Consider the following 16868-nt stretch of genomic DNA (forward strand, 5'->3'; position numbering starts at 1 on the left):
AACCCACCGCAAAGGAAAACCAACAATGAATGCGCCTTTCGCCCCGCAACGCCAGACCCGCGACTACCAGGCCTCCGATGCCGCACACCACATCCATGCCTTTCTCGACCAGAAGGCGCTGAACGCCGAAGGGCCGCGCGTGATCGTCGGTGGCGAACGCCTGCACCTGTGGGACAGCGAGGGCAAGCGCTACCTGGACGGCATGTCCGGCCTGTGGTGCACCCAGCTCGGCTACGGCCGTCGCGACCTGACCGCCGCCGCTGCCACGCAGATGGACCAGCTGGCCTACTACAACATGTTCTTCCACACCACCCACCCGGCGGTGATCGAACTGTCCGAGCTGCTGTTCAGCCTGTTGCCGGGGCACTACAGCCACGCGATCTACACCAACTCCGGCTCGGAGGCCAACGAAGTGCTGATCCGTACCGTGCGCCGCTACTGGCAGGTGGTCGGCCAGCCGAACAAGAAGATCATGATCGGCCGCTGGAACGGTTACCACGGCTCGACCCTGGCCGCCACGGCGCTGGGCGGCATGAAGTTCATGCACGAAATGGGCGGTCTGATCCCGGATGTGGCGCACATCGACGAACCTTACTGGTACGCCGAGGGCGGTGAGTTGACCCCGGCCGAGTTCGGCCGCCGCTGCGCCCTGCAACTGGAGGAGAAGATCCTCGAACTGGGTGCCGAGAACGTCGCCGGCTTCATCGCCGAACCGTTCCAGGGCGCGGGTGGCATGATCTTCCCGCCGGAAAGCTACTGGCCCGAGATCCAGCGCATCTGCCGCCAGTACGACGTGCTGCTGTGTGCTGATGAAGTGATCGGCGGCTTTGGCCGCACTGGCGAATGGTTCGCCCACGAATACTTCGGCTTCGAGCCCGACACCCTGTCCATCGCCAAGGGCCTGACCAGCGGCTACGTGCCCATGGGCGGCCTGGTACTGAGCAAGCGCATTGCCGAGGCGCTGGTGGAGCGGGGCGGGGTGTTCGCCCACGGCCTGACCTATTCCGGGCACCCGGTGGCGGCGGCGGTGGCCATCGCCAACCTGAAGGCGCTGCGTGACGAAGGCATCGTACGCCAGGTAAAGGACGACACCGGGCCGTACCTGCAGCGCATCCTGCGCGAAGTGTTTGCCGACCACCCGTTGATCGGCCAGGTGCAGGGTGCCGGGTTGGTGGCGGCGCTGCAGTTCGCCGAGCACAAGCCGACGCGCAAGCGCTTCGCCAACGAGAACGATCTGGCATGGCAGTGCCGTACCTTCGGTTTCGAGGAAGGGGTGATCATTCGCTCCACCCTGGGCCGGATGATCATGGCGCCGGCGCTGATCGCCAACCACGGCGAGCTGGATGAGCTGGTGGAGAAGACCCGCATTGCCGTGGACCGCACGGCGCGCCTGGTCGGCAAGCTCTAGACCGCTGATCCCTGTGGGAGCGGGCAAGCCCGCGAACACCGGCGAAGCCGGTGCCATCCACCGTGTCGCCTGTTTCGCGGGCATGCCCGCTCCCACAGAGGGAGTGCGGCGTGCTTGCGGACTGTGTGGTATCTGTTAATTGCAAGAAGACCGCCACGACGGTCGCCTGGAGTACAAATGTACACCCTCGAATTCTGGCAACAACGTGCCTCGGACCTCTACCTTCCGGCCAATGCACTGATCGACGGCAAGCCCGTCAACGCGCAGGGCGGTGCCACCTTCGCCGCCATCAACCCCGCCACCAACAACGTACTGGCCCAGGTCACCGCCTGCGGCCAGGCCGAGGTCGACCTGGCCGTCGCCAGCGCCCGCAGGGCTTTCGAGCAAGGCCCGTGGCCGCGCATGGCACCGGGGGAGCGCAAGAAAGTGTTGCTGCGCCTGGCCGAGCTGATCATGGCCCATCGCGAAGAACTGGCCCTGCTGGACTCGCTGAACATGGGCAAGCCGGTCATGGACGCCTACAACATCGATGTGCCGGGCTCGGCGCAGGTGTTCGCCTGGTACGGCGAGGCGCTGGACAAGCTGTACGACCAGGTGGCGCCCACCGCGCCCAACGCGCTGGCCACCATCACCCGCGAAGCCCTCGGCGTGGTCGCCGCCGTGGTGCCGTGGAACTTCCCGCTCGACATGGCCGCCTGGAAGCTCGCCCCGGCGCTGGCCGTCGGCAACAGCGTGGTGCTCAAGCCCGCCGAGCAATCACCGTTCTCGGCCCTGCGCCTGGCCCAGCTGGCGCTGCAGGCCGGTGTACCGGAGGGCGTGCTGAACGTGGTGCCGGGCCTGGGCGAGCAGGCCGGGCAGGCGCTGGGCCTGCACCCGGACGTGGATTGCCTGGTGTTCACCGGCTCCACCCAGGTGGGCAAGTACTTCATGCAGTACTCGGCACGGTCCAACCTCAAGCAGGTATGGCTGGAGTGCGGCGGCAAGAGCCCCAACCTGGTGTTCGAAAACTGCCAGGACCTGGACCTGGCTGCGGAAAAGGCGGCATTCGGCATCTTCTTCAACCAGGGCGAGGTGTGCTCGGCCAACTCGCGGCTGTACGTGCAGCGCTCCATCCATGACGAGTTCATCGAGCGCCTGCAGGCCAAGGCCCGCCAGTGGCTGCCAGGCAACCCGCTGGACCCGGCGAGCCGTGCCGGTGCGATTGTCGATGCCGGGCAGACTGGTCGGATCGAAGCCGCCATCGCCCGTGCCGGGCAGGACGGGGCGCGGTTGGTGTGCGGTGGCCGGCGCCTGACTATCGATGGTTCGGACAATTACATCGAGCCGACCATCTTTGCCGGGGTCGATGGCCGTATGAGCCTGGCCCAGGAGGAGGTATTCGGGCCGGTGCTGGCGGTCAGTGCCTTCGACAGTGAAGAGCAGGCCGTGCGCCTGGCCAACGACAGCATCTATGGGCTGGCGGCGTCGGTGTGGAGCGATGACTTCAACCAGGTGCACCGCGTGGCGCGGGCGTTGAAGGCCGGTACCGTGTCGGTGAACACGGTCGATGCGCTGGACGTGACGGTGCCATTCGGCGGCGGCAGGCAGTCCGGGTTTGGCCGCGACCTGTCGCTGCACTCGTTCGACAAGTATTCGCAGCTCAAGACCACCTGGTACCAGTTGCGTGCCTGAACCCTGAAGGCATACCCAGGACCTGTAGGAGCGGCCTTGTGTCGCGACGGGCTGCAAAGCAGCCCCAGGGTTTCAGCACAGATGCACAAATTGCCGGGGCTGCTTTGCAGCCCTGTCGCGACACAAGGCCGCTCCTACAAGGGCCAGTGCTGGCTAGAGGAGCCATGCAAGACTAAATTTCTTCTCTAGCCCGGCAAAAAGCCCGTCCGCCCTCTACACTCCTGCGGGTATCAGCCAAGGCAATGTGCCATACATGGAGTACCTGAGATGGGCTGCGTGTCGAATGGTCGTGCTGCTGGCAACGCCGGACGTGGCATTTCACTACAGTGGCTGGTGGCACTCGCCATCGTGCTGGGCATGTTGCTGCTCGGCGCCGCCCTGGCCTGGCAGGGTTATCACGGCATTCGTCAGACCTTGGTGGCCGCAGCGGGTGATTCGGCCCAGCAAATTGGCAAGACCATCGACGAACGCGCCCGGCGCCTGATCGACCCGGTGCAAAGCAGTATCCGCCTGCTCGCCCACAACCCGGCCGCGCAAACCCCGGCGCAGCGCCTGGAACGCTTGCCGCAACTGGTCGAGACGCTGGACGCCAACCGCATGCTCAGTGCCGCCTACATGGGTTACCCCAGTGGTGATTTCCTGCTGGTGCGCCGCTTGCGTGACCCGCAGGTGCTGCAGCGTTTCGCCGCACCGCCGGGGTCGGCATTTCTGGTGCAGAGCGTCAGCCGTGAGGGTGGGGCGGTGCAGGGTGAGTGGCGCTTCTACGACCACGCCCTGGACCTGCTGCAGGCCCGGGCCAAGCCCGAATACCGCTACGATCCGCGTACGCGCCCGTGGTTTGTCGAAGCCAGCGCCCAACCCACCACCGTGCTGACCCACCCCTATGTGTTCTTCACCACCCGCGAGATCGGCCTGACCATGGCCCAGCGCAGCGTCGACGGCGGTGCGGTGATTGGCATGGACGTTTCGGTCGACGACTTGGTCAGCGAGACGCAGGGCCTGCGCATGACCCCCGGCACCGAGATCGTCGTGGTCGACGACCAGGGCAGCGTGGTGGCCTACCCGGACCTGCAGCGGGTCATCGTGCACGAAGGGCAGACCGTGCGCTTGTCGCGCATCGGCGAACTGGGCATTCCCAGCCTGGAGCACCTTTATGCAAACCTGTCGCAAGGCACCCGGCCGCACCCTTATCAGGTGGATGGCCAGACCTGGTATGGCATGCGTGTGCAACTGACCAACCTGGCCGGCCAGGACCTGCAGGTGCTGATCGCCGTGCCAGGCCATGAGTTGCTGGCCGGTGCGCGCAAGGTACTGCTCGAACAACTGCTCTGGACCGCCGTCCTGATTAGCGTGCTGCTGGTGCTCGGTGGTGTGATTGGTCGGCGCATCGGTCGCCCGTTGCGGCTGCTGGCTGAACAGGTGCAAGGCCTGGCCGGCTTTGATTTCAGCCGCGAAGTCGGGGTGCGCTCGCGGGTGTCCGAGGTGCGTGAGCTGAGCCGCGTGCTTGGCCGCATGTCGGGCACCATCCGCAGCTTCCAGGCGATTACCCTCACGCTCAGCCGCGAGCGCGACCTGGAGCGCATGCTCGACGGTGTGCTGACCCATCTGGTGGAAGCCGCCGGGGCCAACGCTGGCGTGGTTTACCTGTTCGATGCCGAACACGCCTTGCTGCGCCTGGCCGCGGCCTGCCGTGGCGAGCAGTACCCTGGCGAGCTGGCCGTGGATGAGACTGCCCAGCAACACCTCGCCACGGCGGTGACCCAGGCCCTCGGCCTGCCCGAGCACAGCCTGGCCTTGGTGCTGAATGACCGTAGCCAGGCGCTGCTGGGCATCCTGGTCCTGCAACTGGGCGATGGACCTGCACACGAGCAGGCCGGCCAGCCGTTTCGCAGCTTTGTTGCGGAGCTGTCCGGGGTGGCAGCGGTGGCCATCGAGACGCGCCAGCTGGTCGAAGCCCAGCAACGCCTGCTGGATGCCATGATCAAGCTGCTGGCCGATGCCATCGATGCCAAGAGCCCCTATACCGGCGGCCATTGCGAGCGGGTGCCACAACTGGCGCAAATGCTGCTGGACCAGGCGGTGGCGGCCGAAACCGGCCCGTATGCCAGCTTCAGCATGAGCGCGGCTGAACGCTACGAGTTCCATGTGGCGGCCTGGCTGCACGACTGCGGCAAGGTCACCAGCCCTGAGTATGTGGTGGACAAGGCGACCAAGCTGGAAACCTTGTACAACCGTATCCACGAGGTACGCATGCGTTTCGAGGTGCTCTGGCGGGATGCCGAGCTGGTCTATTGGCAAGGCCTGGCCAGCGGTGGCGACCAGCAGGCGCTGCAAGCCACCCTGGCGCGCAGCCAGGTCCAGCTGCAGGACGACTTCGCTTTCGTCGCCCAGGCCAACATCGGCGGCGAGTTCATGCAGGACGCCGACATCGAACGCCTGCAGCAGATTGGCCGGCGCTGCTGGCAGCGCCATTTCGACAACCGCCTGGGCATCTCCCGTGATGAAGCGGAACGCTTTGCCGACATGCCTCCGCCCGCGCTACCGGTTGACGAACCACTGCTGGCCGACCGCCCCGAGCATTTCGTGCCCTGGGGCCCCCGCAAGCCACCGGTGGCCAAGGACGACCCGCGCAATCGCTGGGGCTTCGACATGCGCTTGCCGGCCTACGCCAGCAATCATGGCGAGCTGTACAACCTGGCGATCCGCCGCGGCACGCTGAATGATGAGGAACGCTTCAAGATCAACGAACACATCGTGCAGACCATCATCATGCTCAGCTCCTTGCCGTTCCCGCGCCAGCTCAAGCGGGTGCCGGACATCGCTGGCAACCATCACGAGAAAATGGACGGCAGTGGCTACCCGCGCCGGCTGGGCGAGCAGGACCTGGGCGTTGCCGAGCGGGTGATGGCGATTGCCGACATCTTCGAGGCGCTGACCGCGGCCGACCGGCCTTACAAGGCACCGAAGACCTTGTCCGAGTCGGTGAAGATCCTGGTGGGCATGGCCCGTGGCGGGCACATCGACGGCCAACTGCTGGAGCTGTTCCTCAGCAGCGGGGTATACCGCCAGTATGCCGAGCGGTTCCTGCTTGCCGAGCAGATCGACGAGGTGGACGTGGCGTACTGGTTGGAGCAGATGCGTTGCCCGGCTTGAGCGAAAAATCGGATTCAGCCCCTTCCTTCCCCATTCCTTCGAAGACACCTTGATCCAGGTGCAGATGCCCAATGGGCGAAGCACTTTGCACCAGGGCAGAAGTAATGTGTTGCCTGCTCTGGCCTCTTCGCGGGCACGCCCGCTCCCACAGGATCTTCACCATACTCAAGAGTTGCACAGTACCTGTGGGAGCGGGCGTGCCCGCGAAAGGGGTGCGAAGCGCCCCCAACGATCTGTGCATCACTGCAAAATCGCTGGGGCCGCTTTGCGGCCCTTTCGCGACACAACGCCGCTCCTACAGGAATCGCGTCGTCCATGAGAAACAGGGCACGGCCATCAGTGATCGCTCACCTCATTCATACCCCTGCGCCCCGGCAATATGCCGCCCGGCCACATAGCCAAAGGTCAACGCCGGGCCCAGGTTGATGCCACCCGACGGATACCAGCCGCCAAACACGCTGGCCATGTCGGTACCCGCCGCATACAGGCCAGCAATCGGCTGCCCGGCTTCATCCAGCACCCGGGCATTGCCGTCGGTGCGCAGCCCGGCAAAGGTGCCAAAGCAGCCGGGCTGCACCTTCACCGCATAGAACGGCCCCTGCTCGATGGGCGCCACGCAAGGGTTTGGCCCCTTGTGCTGCGGGTCGCCCTGCTTGCGGTTGAACGGTGTGGAACCACGGCCGAACGCCGGGTCCTGGCCGTTGCGGGCATGGTTGTTGAAGTCGTTGACCGTAGCGCACAACCCTGCCGGGTCGATGCCGCAGGCCTGAGCCAACTGCTCGAGGGTGGCCCCCTGCTTGAGATACCCGCTGCGCACGTGCGGCCACACCGGCAGCGGCGCCGGGCGGGCATGGCCCAGGCCGTAGCGGCGCAGGAAGCGATGGTCGCAGACCAGCCACGAACACACCTCTTCGCCTTGCGGCACCGCTGCGACCATCGCTGACACATAGTCGTAATAGCCATGCGCTTCGTTGACGAAACGCTTGCCATTGGCCAATACACCGATGATGCCCGGTTTGCCGCGTTCGATGATGTGCGGGAAGTGGCCGACGCTGCCGTCACGGTGCGGCACCCGCGAAACCGGTGCCCAGGCCACCGGCGACTTCAGGTCGGTGGCGACCACACCGCCGGCCGACTCGCCCAGGCGCAGGCCGTCGCCCGAGCAACCCTTGGGGGGCAGGGCCAGGTTGTCGTGGCCGCTGGCATCGCGCGGGAACAGTTGCCGGCGGCGGGCGTTGTCGTTGGGGAACCCACCCGCCGCCAGTACCACGGCCTTGGCACGGACCAACTGCTCGCCCTGCGGTGTCGCCACCAGCGCCCCCCGCACCTGGCCATCCTCGACCAGCAGGCGTTTGGCCGGTGCCGACTCTTGCAGGCGCACGCCCAAATCCTGCGCCGACCTGGCCAGGCGGGCCACCAGCGCCACGCCGTTGACCAGGTGCATCGCCCGGCCATACCGGACGAGGTGGTACAGGTGGCGGCCGAAGCGTTTGCACACGTGCAGCAAGGCCTTTGGCGAGCGGGTCATGTTGAGGAACGCGGCAAGGTCGGCACCTGCCATTATCGGCATGCCCATGAACGAGGTTTCGCGCATGGTCTTGCGCAGGCGTGGCAGCAGCGCACCGACCTCGCGCGCGTCATAGGGCGCGGCAATCACCTGGTGCCCTCCCTGGGCCGCTCCCGGTGTGTCGCCATGCATGTCGGGGATGCCGTTGCCGTCGGCAAACTGCAGCGCCGTGTGCTTTTCGAAAAACGCCACCATGTGCGGGCAGGCTTCGAGGAAGGCGTCGACGCGTTCTGCGTTGTAGTACGCCCCCAGTTCGTTGCGCAGATAGGTACGCGGCTGCTCGATGTCTTCCTCGATGCCGGCCCGGCGTGCCAGCGGGTTGCGCGGTACCCAGGCCCAGCCGCCGGACCAGGCGGTGGCACCGCCGAACACTGGCTCCTTCTCCACCACGATCACCTTCTGCCCGTGCCAGGCAGCCGTCACGGCCGCAGCCAGCCCGGCGGCACCAGAACCTATGACCAGTACATCGCATTCGGTTTCGTAGGGAGCGGAAGGCATTGCGGGATTCCTGTATTGTTATTGGAACAAGGTTCCACATTCTTATTGGCAGGGAGTCGGCCTGCAAGGGCGTGGCGGCATTGGTGGGCAAGTAATGGGCGATAACCGGACAGTTCGTGTTGCCCGGGCTGCGGCCGCTATCGGCGGTGTGGAATCATCTTCTAGAATTCGCAAAAATTTCAGGGACCTGTGTCATGGCTGGTAGTCAGATCGAACGCGCCTTCAGTCTTGTAGAAAGCCTTACCGGCGAGCCGCAGGGGCTGCCGCTGCAAACCCTGGCCGAGCGCCTGGACATCCCCAAGAGCGCCACCCATCGCATGCTCACCGAGCTGGTGCGGCTGGGCTATGTGCGGCAGAACCGTGACAACAGCCGCTACCAGCTGTCGGCCAAGCTGGTGGCGCTGGGCTTCCGTTACCTGGCCAGCAGTGGTGCCGACATCATCCAGCCGATTCTTGACCGCCTGGCCCAGGACAGCGGCGAACTGGTGCGCCTTGGCGTGATCGATGGTGCCCGCCAGACCTGGATCGCCAAGTCCCAGGGCGCCCGCTCCGGTCTGCGCTACGACCCGGACATGGGCCGTGACGCACCGCTGTTCTATACCGCGTCCGGGCATGCCTGGCTGGCCAGCCTGGACGATGAGCGGGCGCTGCAGATGGTGTTGCGCCAGGGCATTGCCGACCCGGCGCAGTTCGGCCCGAATGCGCCGCGCTCCACCGACGAATTGCTCACCTACCTGCGCCGCGCTCGCGAGCGCGGTTACGCCTGGGTCGAGGAAACCTCGGCCATTGGCACCTCGGCCCTGGCTGCGGTGGTGCGCCGCCCGCAAAGCGACGAGGTGATCGGTGTGCTGAGCATCGCCGGGCCCAGTGCGCGCCTGGCACAAAGCCGCCTGGCAGACCTGGCGCCGCTGTTGCTGGCGGCGGCGGAGGAGCTGTCGGCGGCCAGCCGGGCCAGTGAATTGTTCGCCTGAAGTGCATTTCCGGTCGATTACCGCACACTGTGTTCTGCGGCTTCTTCTGAAAAGCTGAACCTGGTTCTAAATTGTTCAATGCGGAATGTGGAATTGAGTTCCGGAAACTGCATTACAACAATGACAAGAGGACAGGCTGTTGAACGCACCCCTACGTATTGCCTTGATCGGCGCCGGCATCATGGGCCGCCAGCATTACCAGCATCTGCTAAATGTGCCGCAGGCCCAGCTGTGCGCTGTGGCCGACCCGGGCCCCCAGGCCGAGGCCTTTGCCGCCGAATGCGGCGTGCCCTGTTTTGCCGACCACCGCCAGATGCTGGAGCACGCGCGCCCCGAGGCAGTGATCATTGCCAACCCGAACAACCTGCATGTCGCCACTGCCCTCGACTGCGTCGAGGCCGGTGTACCGGTGCTGGTCGAGAAACCGGTGGGTGTGCACCTGGATGAAGTCCGCGCGCTGGTGGAAGCCTCGCGCCGCCACAATGTGCCGGTGCTGGTGGGCCATCACCGCCGGCACAACCCACTGATCGCCAAGGCTCACCAGGTGATCGCCGACGGCAAGCTGGGCCGGCTGATCAACGTCACCGCACTGTGGCAGTTGCAAAAGCCCGACAGCTATTTCGAAACCCCCTGGCGACGCGAGCCGGGTGCTGGCTTCTTGCTGACCAACCTGATCCATGACCTGGACCTGCTGCGCCACCTGTGCGGCGAGGTGGTGCAGGTGCAGGCATTCACCCGCAACGATGTGCGCGGTTTTGCCAACGAAGACAGCGCCGCGGTGCTACTGCAGTTTGCCAATGGTGCATTGGGCAGCCTGACTGGCTCCGACGCGGTGGCCGCGCCATGGAGTTGGGAGCTGGACTCCGGCGAAAGCCCGGTCTATCCGCGTCAGGATGGCCAACCGTGCTACCTGCTGGCCGGCACCCAAGGGGCCCTGAGCATTCCGCAACTCAAGCGCTGGCACTACGCCGAGGTCGGGTCGGGCTGGCACACTCCGTTGTTGCAGAGCGAGGAAAGCATCCCCGCCGGCGAGGCATTGACCTTGCAGTTGCAACACTTCGTGCGGGTTGCCCGGGGTGAACAGGCGCCGCTGATCGATGCCGCCGACGGTGGTCGTACCCTGGCGCTGATCGAGGCGATCCGCCAGGCAGCGGAAACTGGCCGGGCCTGTGCGCCCGAGCACATTGCCTGACTTGCCTGGTGACGATAATGACTGATCGAATTTTCTCCCTGGCGGCCCTGACGGTACTCGAGCTGCCACCCCCGGACATGGTCGAGGCAGCAGCCCGCGCCGGGTACAGCCACGTAGGCCTGCGCCTGGTGCCCGCCACCGAGCAGGAACAGCATTTTCCGCTGGTGGACGATGCCGGCCTGCGCCGGCAGACCCAGGCGCGCCTGCGCGACACGGGCATCAGGGTGCTCGACCTCGAAATATTGCGGCTGAAGCCGGAAACCTGTGTCGCCGATTTCGAACCGATCCTGGCAGTGGGTGCCGAGCTGGGCGGCACGGAGCTGCTGGTGGCTGGCAACGACCCGGATGAAGCGCGGCTGACCGAGCGCTTTGCTGCGTTGTGTGACCTGGCGGCGGGGTATGGCATTCATCCGCATCTGGAGTTCATGCCCTGGACTGATGTGCGTGACCTGCGCCAGGCCATGCGGGTGGTGGCCAACGCTGACCGTGCCAATGGTTGTGTGCTGGTGGATGCCTTCCACTTCAACCGCTCCGGCTCTTCGCTGGGCGATCTGGCGCAGCTGGCGCCGCAGCGCATGCGCTATGCCCAGCTGTGCGACGTTGCCGGCCCGGTGCCGGCCGACATGGACGAGATCCTGCGCCAGGCACGCAACGAGCGGCGCTTCCCGGGCGAGGGCGATGCCGACCTGGTCGGCCTGCTGCGCGGCTTGCCGCCCAGTGTGCCGTTGAGCCTGGAGATCCCCACGCGGCAGTTGCTGGAACAGGGCGTAAGCGGCGAACAGCGTGCGCGCATGGCGCTGGAGAAGGCCATGGCAGTGTTGGCCAGAGTCTGATTTATCGAATGCGGCGCATGGCACGGGCTACCGCCCGTGTTCGCGGGCATGCCCGCTCCCACAGAGCTGCACATGATTCACTGACCTGGCAGGTGCCTTGTGGGAGCTGCAGATTTGCGGTGAGGCTGATGGCCCTATCGCCGGCAAGCCAGCTCCCACAGGTACAGCGACAACCTCGAGAGCAACGCTGTACCTGTGGGAGCTGGCTTGCCGGCGATGAGGCCGGGCAGGCAAATTACTGATTGCTGACTGGCCAAAAAAAGGGCCCGCAAGGGCCCCGTAGAGGTAAGAGGCTAGCGCGTTCAGGCGCTCTCGATCTTGCGCGGCGCCATGAAGTACATCCACACCAGCGCCAGGAAGTACATCGCCGGGATCATGGTGAACAACACGGCATAGTTGTTGTTGGTAGCGGTCAGCACGCTACCGACAATCTGCGTCATGAACATCCCGCCAATCGCAGCGCACATGCTGCCGAAACCGAACACCGTGCTCACCAGGTGCTTGGGCGTGTAGTCCATCACCAGGCTCCAGATATTCGCCGTCCATGCCTGGTGTGCGCCCACCGCCAGCGAGATGGCCGCCACCGCGACCCACAGGCCACTGGCGTTGGCGGCAAAGATGACGCTGACCATGGTGCAGGCGAAGATCAGCATCGACACCAGCCGCGCCGTGGTAGCGCGCACGCCACGGCCGATGAGCCAGGAAGACAGGATGCCGCCGCCAATGCTGCCGAAGTCTGCCGTCAGCCAGATGATGATCAGCGGGATACCCATCTGGGTCACGTTGATGCCCAGGCTGTACTGCTGGTTGAGGAACGGTGGCAGCCAGTACAAATAGAACCAGAACACCGGTGCGGTAATCGCGTAAGCCACCGCGAACGCCCAGGTGCCACGCAGGCGCAGGATGCGGCTGAACGGCACGCGGGTCGGCTCGGGCTCGTCATCCTGCTGGATGTACTCCACCTCGCTCTGGCGCACGCGCGGGTGATCTTCAGGGTTGTAGTACTTCAGCACCCACAGCACCACCCACACCAGGCCCAGGCTGCCCATGGCGATGAACGCGGCCTGCCAGCCCCACACAGTCAGAATCAGCGGCAGCAGGGCGGGGGTGACCATGGCACCGACGTTGGTGCCGGCGTTGAACAGGCCGGTAGCGATGGCACGTTCGCCAGCCGGGAACCACAGGCGCACTGTCTTCACGCAGGCCGGGTAGTTGGCGGCCTCGGTCAGGCCGAGGATGAAGCGGCAGACCATGAAGCCAGCCGCCGAGGTGGCCAGGCCGTGAGCGCCGGTGGCCAGGCTCCACAGCAGCACGGCGAAGAAGAACGCGCGTTTTACCCCGACCTTGTCGATCAGTCGGCCTTGCAGCAGGAAGCCGACCGCGTAGCCGACCTGGAACCAGAAGTTGATGTTGGCGTAGTCCATGGCCGTCCAGCCCATTTCCTTGGCCAGGACGGGCTGCATGATGCCGAGCGCGGCACGGTCGATGTAGTTCAGGGTGGTGGCGAAGAACACCAGGGCGAGCATGCCCCAACGGGTCTTGCCGACGCCGAAGGCGCCGCGAAGCTTGTCGCCGATCGAACCCTGGTGCATCCGGGGGGCGGCGGGGGTGATCTTGGAGTGGTTCATAGACTGCTCGTTTCTTGAAATTGTATTAGCTGCGGTGCTACAGGTGCGTGACCAAGTCCCAGGCAGGGGGCACGCAAGGCCGGTGCATGGTGAGCAGTGGAGGCGGCAGCGTCAATTCGAGGTAGGGGCTAGTGTTCGGTTACCGAACGTTTGCGTTGGGCCTGCGGGCGAAGCAAGGGGCAACGTAAACTCAGGTGGTCAAGGTACTCAACGCTCTTGCGGCCAGATAACCGAATGTCATCCCCGGCCCCAAGGTAATACCGCCACTCGGGTAATGCCCGCCCATCACACTGTCCATGTCGTTGCCCACCGCATGCAACCCGGGGATCGGCCGCGCATGGCGGTCCAGTACCCGGGCCGAGGCATCCGTGCCCAGGCCGGCGAAGGTACCCAGGCTGCCCGGCAACAGTTTCACTGCGTGGAACGGACCGTGCAGCAGTGGCCGCAGCGATGGATTGGGGGCTTGCAGCGGCTCGCCCTGGGCACGGTTGTAGGCCGATACACCACGCCGGAAAACCGGATCTTCACCCTGGGCTGCATGGCGGTTGAAACCGTTCACCGTGCGCTGCAACTGCGCGGCGTCGATCCCGCAGCGCTGCGCCAGTTCCTCCAGCGTGCGACCGCTGTGCAGGTAACCGCAGCGTTGATAGTGGCGGGTGGGGAAAGGGAAGGGCTTGGCCCAGCCGATACCATAGCGACGTTGCGCGGCATGGTCGCAGATCAGCCATGCTTCCGGCGCTTCCCCCTGCGGGGTGGCGGCGAACAGCGCGTTCATGAAGTCGTGGTAGCAATCTGCCTCGTTGACGAAGCGCCGGCCATCGCAGCGCACGGCGATGAAACCGGGCTTGGCACGATCGATCAAGTGCGGGAAATGGCCGAAACTGCCATCGCTGCGCGGCACCCGCGACACAGGTGCCCAGGCACCCGCATGGGGCGCAGTCACCTGGACCAGGCCACCGGCCTGTTCGCCCAGGCGCAGGCCGTCACCGCTGTTTTCCCTGGGGGCTGCGGAGTAATGCTGGGTACCTTCCGGCGCATGCGGCATCAGTTGCGCGATGCGCTGGCGATCATGCGCAAAGCCACCGCAGGCCAAAACCACACCGCGGCGGGCGTTGATCATCTGGCCATCGGCAAACTGTGCGCCGCTGACCCGGCCATCGCCCAGCAGGCGACTGGCCGGCTTGTCGGTCAGGAGCGTCACGCCAAGGTCCAGGGCGCTGCGCAGCAGCCGTGCCACCAGGGCATTGCCATTGACCAGGTGCAGGCCGCGCCGGTGCAGCAGCAGGTCGCGACCATGGCGCAGCAGGCGTTTGCCCACATGCAGCGCGGCCGCGGGCGAGCGCGTGGCGTTGAAGAAGGCGGCCATGTCGGCGCCGCCGGCAATGCCCATGCCGGCCAGGCTGACGATGTCCAGCGGTGGGCGCAGCTTGTGCAGCCAGGGCCCGAGCAGGCGCCCGTCGTATGGCAGCGCGCACAGCGAACGGCCACCGCGCGCGCTGCCGTCGCCTTCGCGCATGTCGGGCATGCGGCTGCCGCACTGGAACTGTACGGCGGTGTGTTGCTGGAAGAACGCCACCATCTCCGGGCCATGGTGCAGGAAGGCGCGCTGGCGCGGGTCCAGTTCGCTGACGTGGGTTTGCTCACGCAGGTAGCGCTCCGGGGCATCGTCGGTCTCGACGATGCCTTCGGCAATGGCCAGCGGGTTGCGCGGTATCCACAGCCAGCCCCCCGACCAGGCGCTGGTGCCGCCCAACTGGCTGGCTTTTTCCGCGACGATCACCTGCAGGCCGTGATGGGCGGCAGTAACGGCGGCAGCCAGGCCAGAGGCGCCGGAGCCGATGACGAGTACGTCACATTCGAGGGGTTGCATGTTGGGGTCCGCTCAGGCGTAGGAGGAAGAGGTTTTACTGCAGCGGCGAAAAACCGGTGGGCCGCAGCAGGCGTGACTGCAAGTGCAACACCGCGCCCAACTCGCGGTTGCGCCTTGAAAACTCTGCCCAACGCGGGTCCGCTGCCATGGCTGCGCGGCGTGCCATGCGTTCGTCGAGGCTGGCATAGCCCCAGACATGCACCACCTGGTTGACTTCGCCGAACTCGCTGGTGAAAAAGCCGACCAGGTTACCCAGGTGCTCGCGTTGCACCTCCAGCGCGTGGCTTTGGTACAGGCTCAGCCAGTCGGCCATTTTCAGTGGATCGAGGGTGTAGGTTCTCAGTTCGTAGTACATGCTGGAGTCTCCATGTGGGTGGTTGGCGCCTGCAGGCGCGCGGCGATGTGGTTGGCAGCGAGCCAGCCGAAGGTGAGGGCAGGGCCCAGGGTGATACCGGGGCCAGGGTAGGTGCCTTTCATCAGTGAGTTCATGTCGTTGCCGACTGCATACAGCCCGGCAATCGGCTGGCCATCGCGGTTCAGCACGTTGGCCTGAGCGTTGGTCACCAGCCCGCAGGCCGAACCGAGGTCTCCGGTGTGGATGCGGATGGCGTAGAACGGGCCGCTGGTCAGCGGCGCGAGGCATGGGTTGGGCATGTGTTGTGGGTCGCCCATGTAGCGGTTGTAGCTGTTGCCGCCTTTGCCGAACGCGCGGTCGATGCCGTTGCGTGCGTCGGCGTTGAACTGCTCCAGGGTCTGCATGAACACCTGTGGGTCGACGCCAATGGCCTTGGCCAGGGCCTGCGCTGTTGCGGCGCGGTACAGGTAGCCGGCGTCGATCAATGCCTGGTTGTCCACCGGCTTTGGCCGCGCCAGGCCCAGGCCGTAGCGGTTCATCGCCTCGGCGTCGCAGACCAGCCAGCAGCTGGCGATGCCTTTGGCGAACATGGTCTGCACGAAGTGGTGGTAGGAATCGGATTCGTTGACGAAGCGTCGCCCGTCCGGGCTCACCGCGATCACGCCTGGTTTGGCGCGGTCGGTGACCAGGTGCGGGAAGCGTTCATGCTCGCCACTGGCATGCCGCAATTCGGAAACCGGTGCCCAGAAGAAGTTGGCCACCAGGCCTTCGCCCTGGGCTGCTGCCACGGCTTGGCCAAGGCGCAGGGCAGCGCCGTCATTGGTGGGCGGTGACATGGTCAGGTGCGGCGCTTGCCGGGCCGGCCGGTAGCTGTCGGCGAGCGCGCCTGCAGCGAACCCGCCCATGGCGCACACCACTCCGCCCCGCGCCAGCACCCGCTCACGGCGCCCTTCGCGTTGCACCACCACGCCGGTGACCACGCCGCGTTCGACGATCAGTTCCAGGGCTTCGCTGCGTAACCACAGCTGCGTGCCATGGGCGAAGGCGCTGCTGGCCAGGCGGGCGATCAAGGCGTTGCCGGTGGTAAGCCGCGTGCCGCGCGGGTGGCTCAGGCGGTCCCGCGCATAACGCGCCATCAGCTTCAGACAATGCCACAGCGACCGGGGCGAGCGGCGGATACTGAGAAAATGCTGGATATCCACGCGGTTGACCATCATGCCGCCAAACAGCAGCATGCCGGGCGGCGGCATCTTCAGGTTCTTGAAGTGCTGCCCGAGCTGCTTGCCGTCGTACTCGACCATTTCCAGCGCCCGGCCAAACTGGGTGGCACCCGGGGCGTCCGGATAATAGTCCGGCGAGTGCGGGCGCAGGGCATAGCGCAGTTCGGTGTTCTGCTCCAGCCAGCGCAGCGCCTGGTGGCCATGCTCGATGAAGGCGTCGGCCAGGGCGGGATCGTAGCCGTCGCCGATGACCTGCCTGAGGTAGGTGCGGATGGCCTCGGGGGAGTCCACCGCACCGGCGGCGCGGGCTTGATCGGTACCGTAGAGCCACACCGCCCCGCCGGAAATTGCCGAGGTGCCGCCAAAGTGTTCGGCCTTTTCCACCACCAGCACTTTCAGCCCATGGCGCGCGGCCGTGGCGGCAGCGGTAAAGCCACCGGCGCCACTGCCCAGCACGACCAGGTCAAAGTTGTGTTGCGCATGTTCATGCGTCGGCATGGCT

Annotated in this window: 11 protein-coding genes; 6 read left to right on the top strand and 5 right to left on the bottom strand. The window is 65.7% G+C overall.

Features of this window, described 5'->3' with window-relative positions:
• Positions 1-25 precede the first annotated feature (25 nt).
• The 3 genes from V3314_RS14050 to V3314_RS14060 all read left to right on the top strand — a co-directional run bounded on the left by V3314_RS14050 (position 26) and on the right by V3314_RS14060 (position 6232).
• Positions 26-1408 (top strand): aspartate aminotransferase family protein, encoded by a 1383-nt coding sequence (locus tag V3314_RS14050; RefSeq protein WP_153670578.1) that lies wholly within the window; start codon positions 26-28, stop codon positions 1406-1408.
• 177 nt (positions 1409-1585) lie between these two features.
• Positions 1586-3079 carry an aldehyde dehydrogenase gene (locus V3314_RS14055; protein WP_338459132.1) on the top strand — a complete coding sequence of 498 codons (1494 nt, stop codon included), beginning with the start codon at positions 1586-1588 and terminating at the stop codon, positions 3077-3079.
• Positions 3080-3346: 267 nt separating this feature from the next.
• Complete coding sequence (locus V3314_RS14060) at positions 3347-6232, top strand: HD domain-containing phosphohydrolase (protein ID WP_338459133.1); 2886 nt, start codon at positions 3347-3349, stop codon at positions 6230-6232.
• Positions 6233-6584: 352 nt separating this feature from the next.
• Here the strand turns inward: V3314_RS14060 and V3314_RS14065 are convergent, their stop codons facing one another.
• Positions 6585-8297, bottom strand: a complete 1713-nt coding sequence (locus V3314_RS14065) for an FAD-dependent oxidoreductase (RefSeq protein WP_046613957.1) — start codon at positions 8295-8297, stop codon at positions 6585-6587.
• A 194-nt stretch (positions 8298-8491) separates the two neighbouring features.
• Between V3314_RS14065 and V3314_RS14070 the strand changes: the two genes are divergently transcribed.
• The 3 genes from V3314_RS14070 (at position 8492) to V3314_RS14080 (ending at position 11293) form a co-directional block, all read left to right on the top strand.
• Complete coding sequence (locus V3314_RS14070; protein WP_046613956.1) at positions 8492-9268, top strand: IclR family transcriptional regulator; 777 nt, start codon at positions 8492-8494, stop codon at positions 9266-9268.
• 139 nt (positions 9269-9407) lie between these two features.
• The gene (locus V3314_RS14075) at positions 9408-10460 is read left to right on the top strand and encodes a Gfo/Idh/MocA family oxidoreductase (protein ID WP_135003012.1); all 1053 of its coding nucleotides are present in this window, start codon (positions 9408-9410) and stop codon (positions 10458-10460) included.
• A 17-nt stretch (positions 10461-10477) separates the two neighbouring features.
• Entirely contained in the window at positions 10478-11293 is an 816-nt protein-coding gene (locus V3314_RS14080; RefSeq protein ID WP_108480518.1) for a sugar phosphate isomerase/epimerase, read from the top strand.
• Between the two features lie 302 nt (positions 11294-11595).
• On the opposite strand, the gene V3314_RS14085 is transcribed toward V3314_RS14080, so the two are convergent.
• The 4 genes from V3314_RS14085 to V3314_RS14100 all read right to left on the bottom strand — a co-directional run bounded on the left by V3314_RS14085 (position 11596) and on the right by V3314_RS14100 (position 16864).
• Positions 11596-12921, bottom strand: a complete 1326-nt coding sequence (locus V3314_RS14085) for an MFS transporter (protein ID WP_338459134.1) — start codon at positions 12919-12921, stop codon at positions 11596-11598.
• 190 nt (positions 12922-13111) lie between these two features.
• Entirely contained in the window at positions 13112-14791 is a 1680-nt protein-coding gene (locus V3314_RS14090; RefSeq protein ID WP_338459135.1) for an FAD-dependent oxidoreductase, read from the bottom strand.
• 34 nt (positions 14792-14825) lie between these two features.
• Complete coding sequence (locus V3314_RS14095; RefSeq protein WP_046613952.1) at positions 14826-15146, bottom strand: NIPSNAP family protein; 321 nt, start codon at positions 15144-15146, stop codon at positions 14826-14828.
• On the bottom strand, positions 15131-16864 hold the full coding sequence (locus tag V3314_RS14100) for an FAD-dependent oxidoreductase (RefSeq protein WP_153670583.1): 1734 nt from the start codon (positions 16862-16864) through the stop codon (positions 15131-15133). The genes V3314_RS14095 and V3314_RS14100 overlap by 16 nt, the downstream gene beginning before the upstream one ends.
• Positions 16865-16868: the final 4 nt, after the last annotated feature.

This window comes from Pseudomonas sp. TE3-3-F2023 (genome assembly GCF_036784815.1).
In the GTDB taxonomy this organism is placed as follows: domain Bacteria; phylum Pseudomonadota; class Gammaproteobacteria; order Pseudomonadales; family Pseudomonadaceae; genus Aquipseudomonas; species Aquipseudomonas pudica.

Excerpts from the sequence above, each read along its gene's own strand:
- V3314_RS14060 (WP_338459133.1), top strand. The coding sequence starts at position 3,347 with ATGGGCTGCGTGTCGAATGGTCGTGCTGCTGGCAACGCCGGACGTGGC.
- V3314_RS14070 (WP_046613956.1), top strand. The coding sequence starts at position 8,492 with ATGGCTGGTAGTCAGATCGAACGCGCCTTCAGTCTTGTAGAAAGCCTT.
- V3314_RS14080 (WP_108480518.1), top strand. The coding sequence starts at position 10,478 with ATGACTGATCGAATTTTCTCCCTGGCGGCCCTGACGGTACTCGAGCTG.
- V3314_RS14050 (WP_153670578.1), top strand. The coding sequence starts at position 26 with ATGAATGCGCCTTTCGCCCCGCAACGCCAGACCCGCGACTACCAGGCC.
- V3314_RS14085 (WP_338459134.1), bottom strand. The coding sequence starts at position 12,921 with ATGAACCACTCCAAGATCACCCCCGCCGCCCCCCGGATGCACCAGGGT.
- V3314_RS14095 (WP_046613952.1), bottom strand. The coding sequence starts at position 15,146 with ATGTACTACGAACTGAGAACCTACACCCTCGATCCACTGAAAATGGCC.
- V3314_RS14100 (WP_153670583.1), bottom strand. The coding sequence starts at position 16,864 with ATGCCGACGCATGAACATGCGCAACACAACTTTGACCTGGTCGTGCTG.
- V3314_RS14055 (WP_338459132.1), top strand. The coding sequence starts at position 1,586 with ATGTACACCCTCGAATTCTGGCAACAACGTGCCTCGGACCTCTACCTT.
- V3314_RS14065 (WP_046613957.1), bottom strand. The coding sequence starts at position 8,297 with ATGCCTTCCGCTCCCTACGAAACCGAATGCGATGTACTGGTCATAGGT.
- V3314_RS14090 (WP_338459135.1), bottom strand. The coding sequence starts at position 14,791 with ATGCAACCCCTCGAATGTGACGTACTCGTCATCGGCTCCGGCGCCTCT.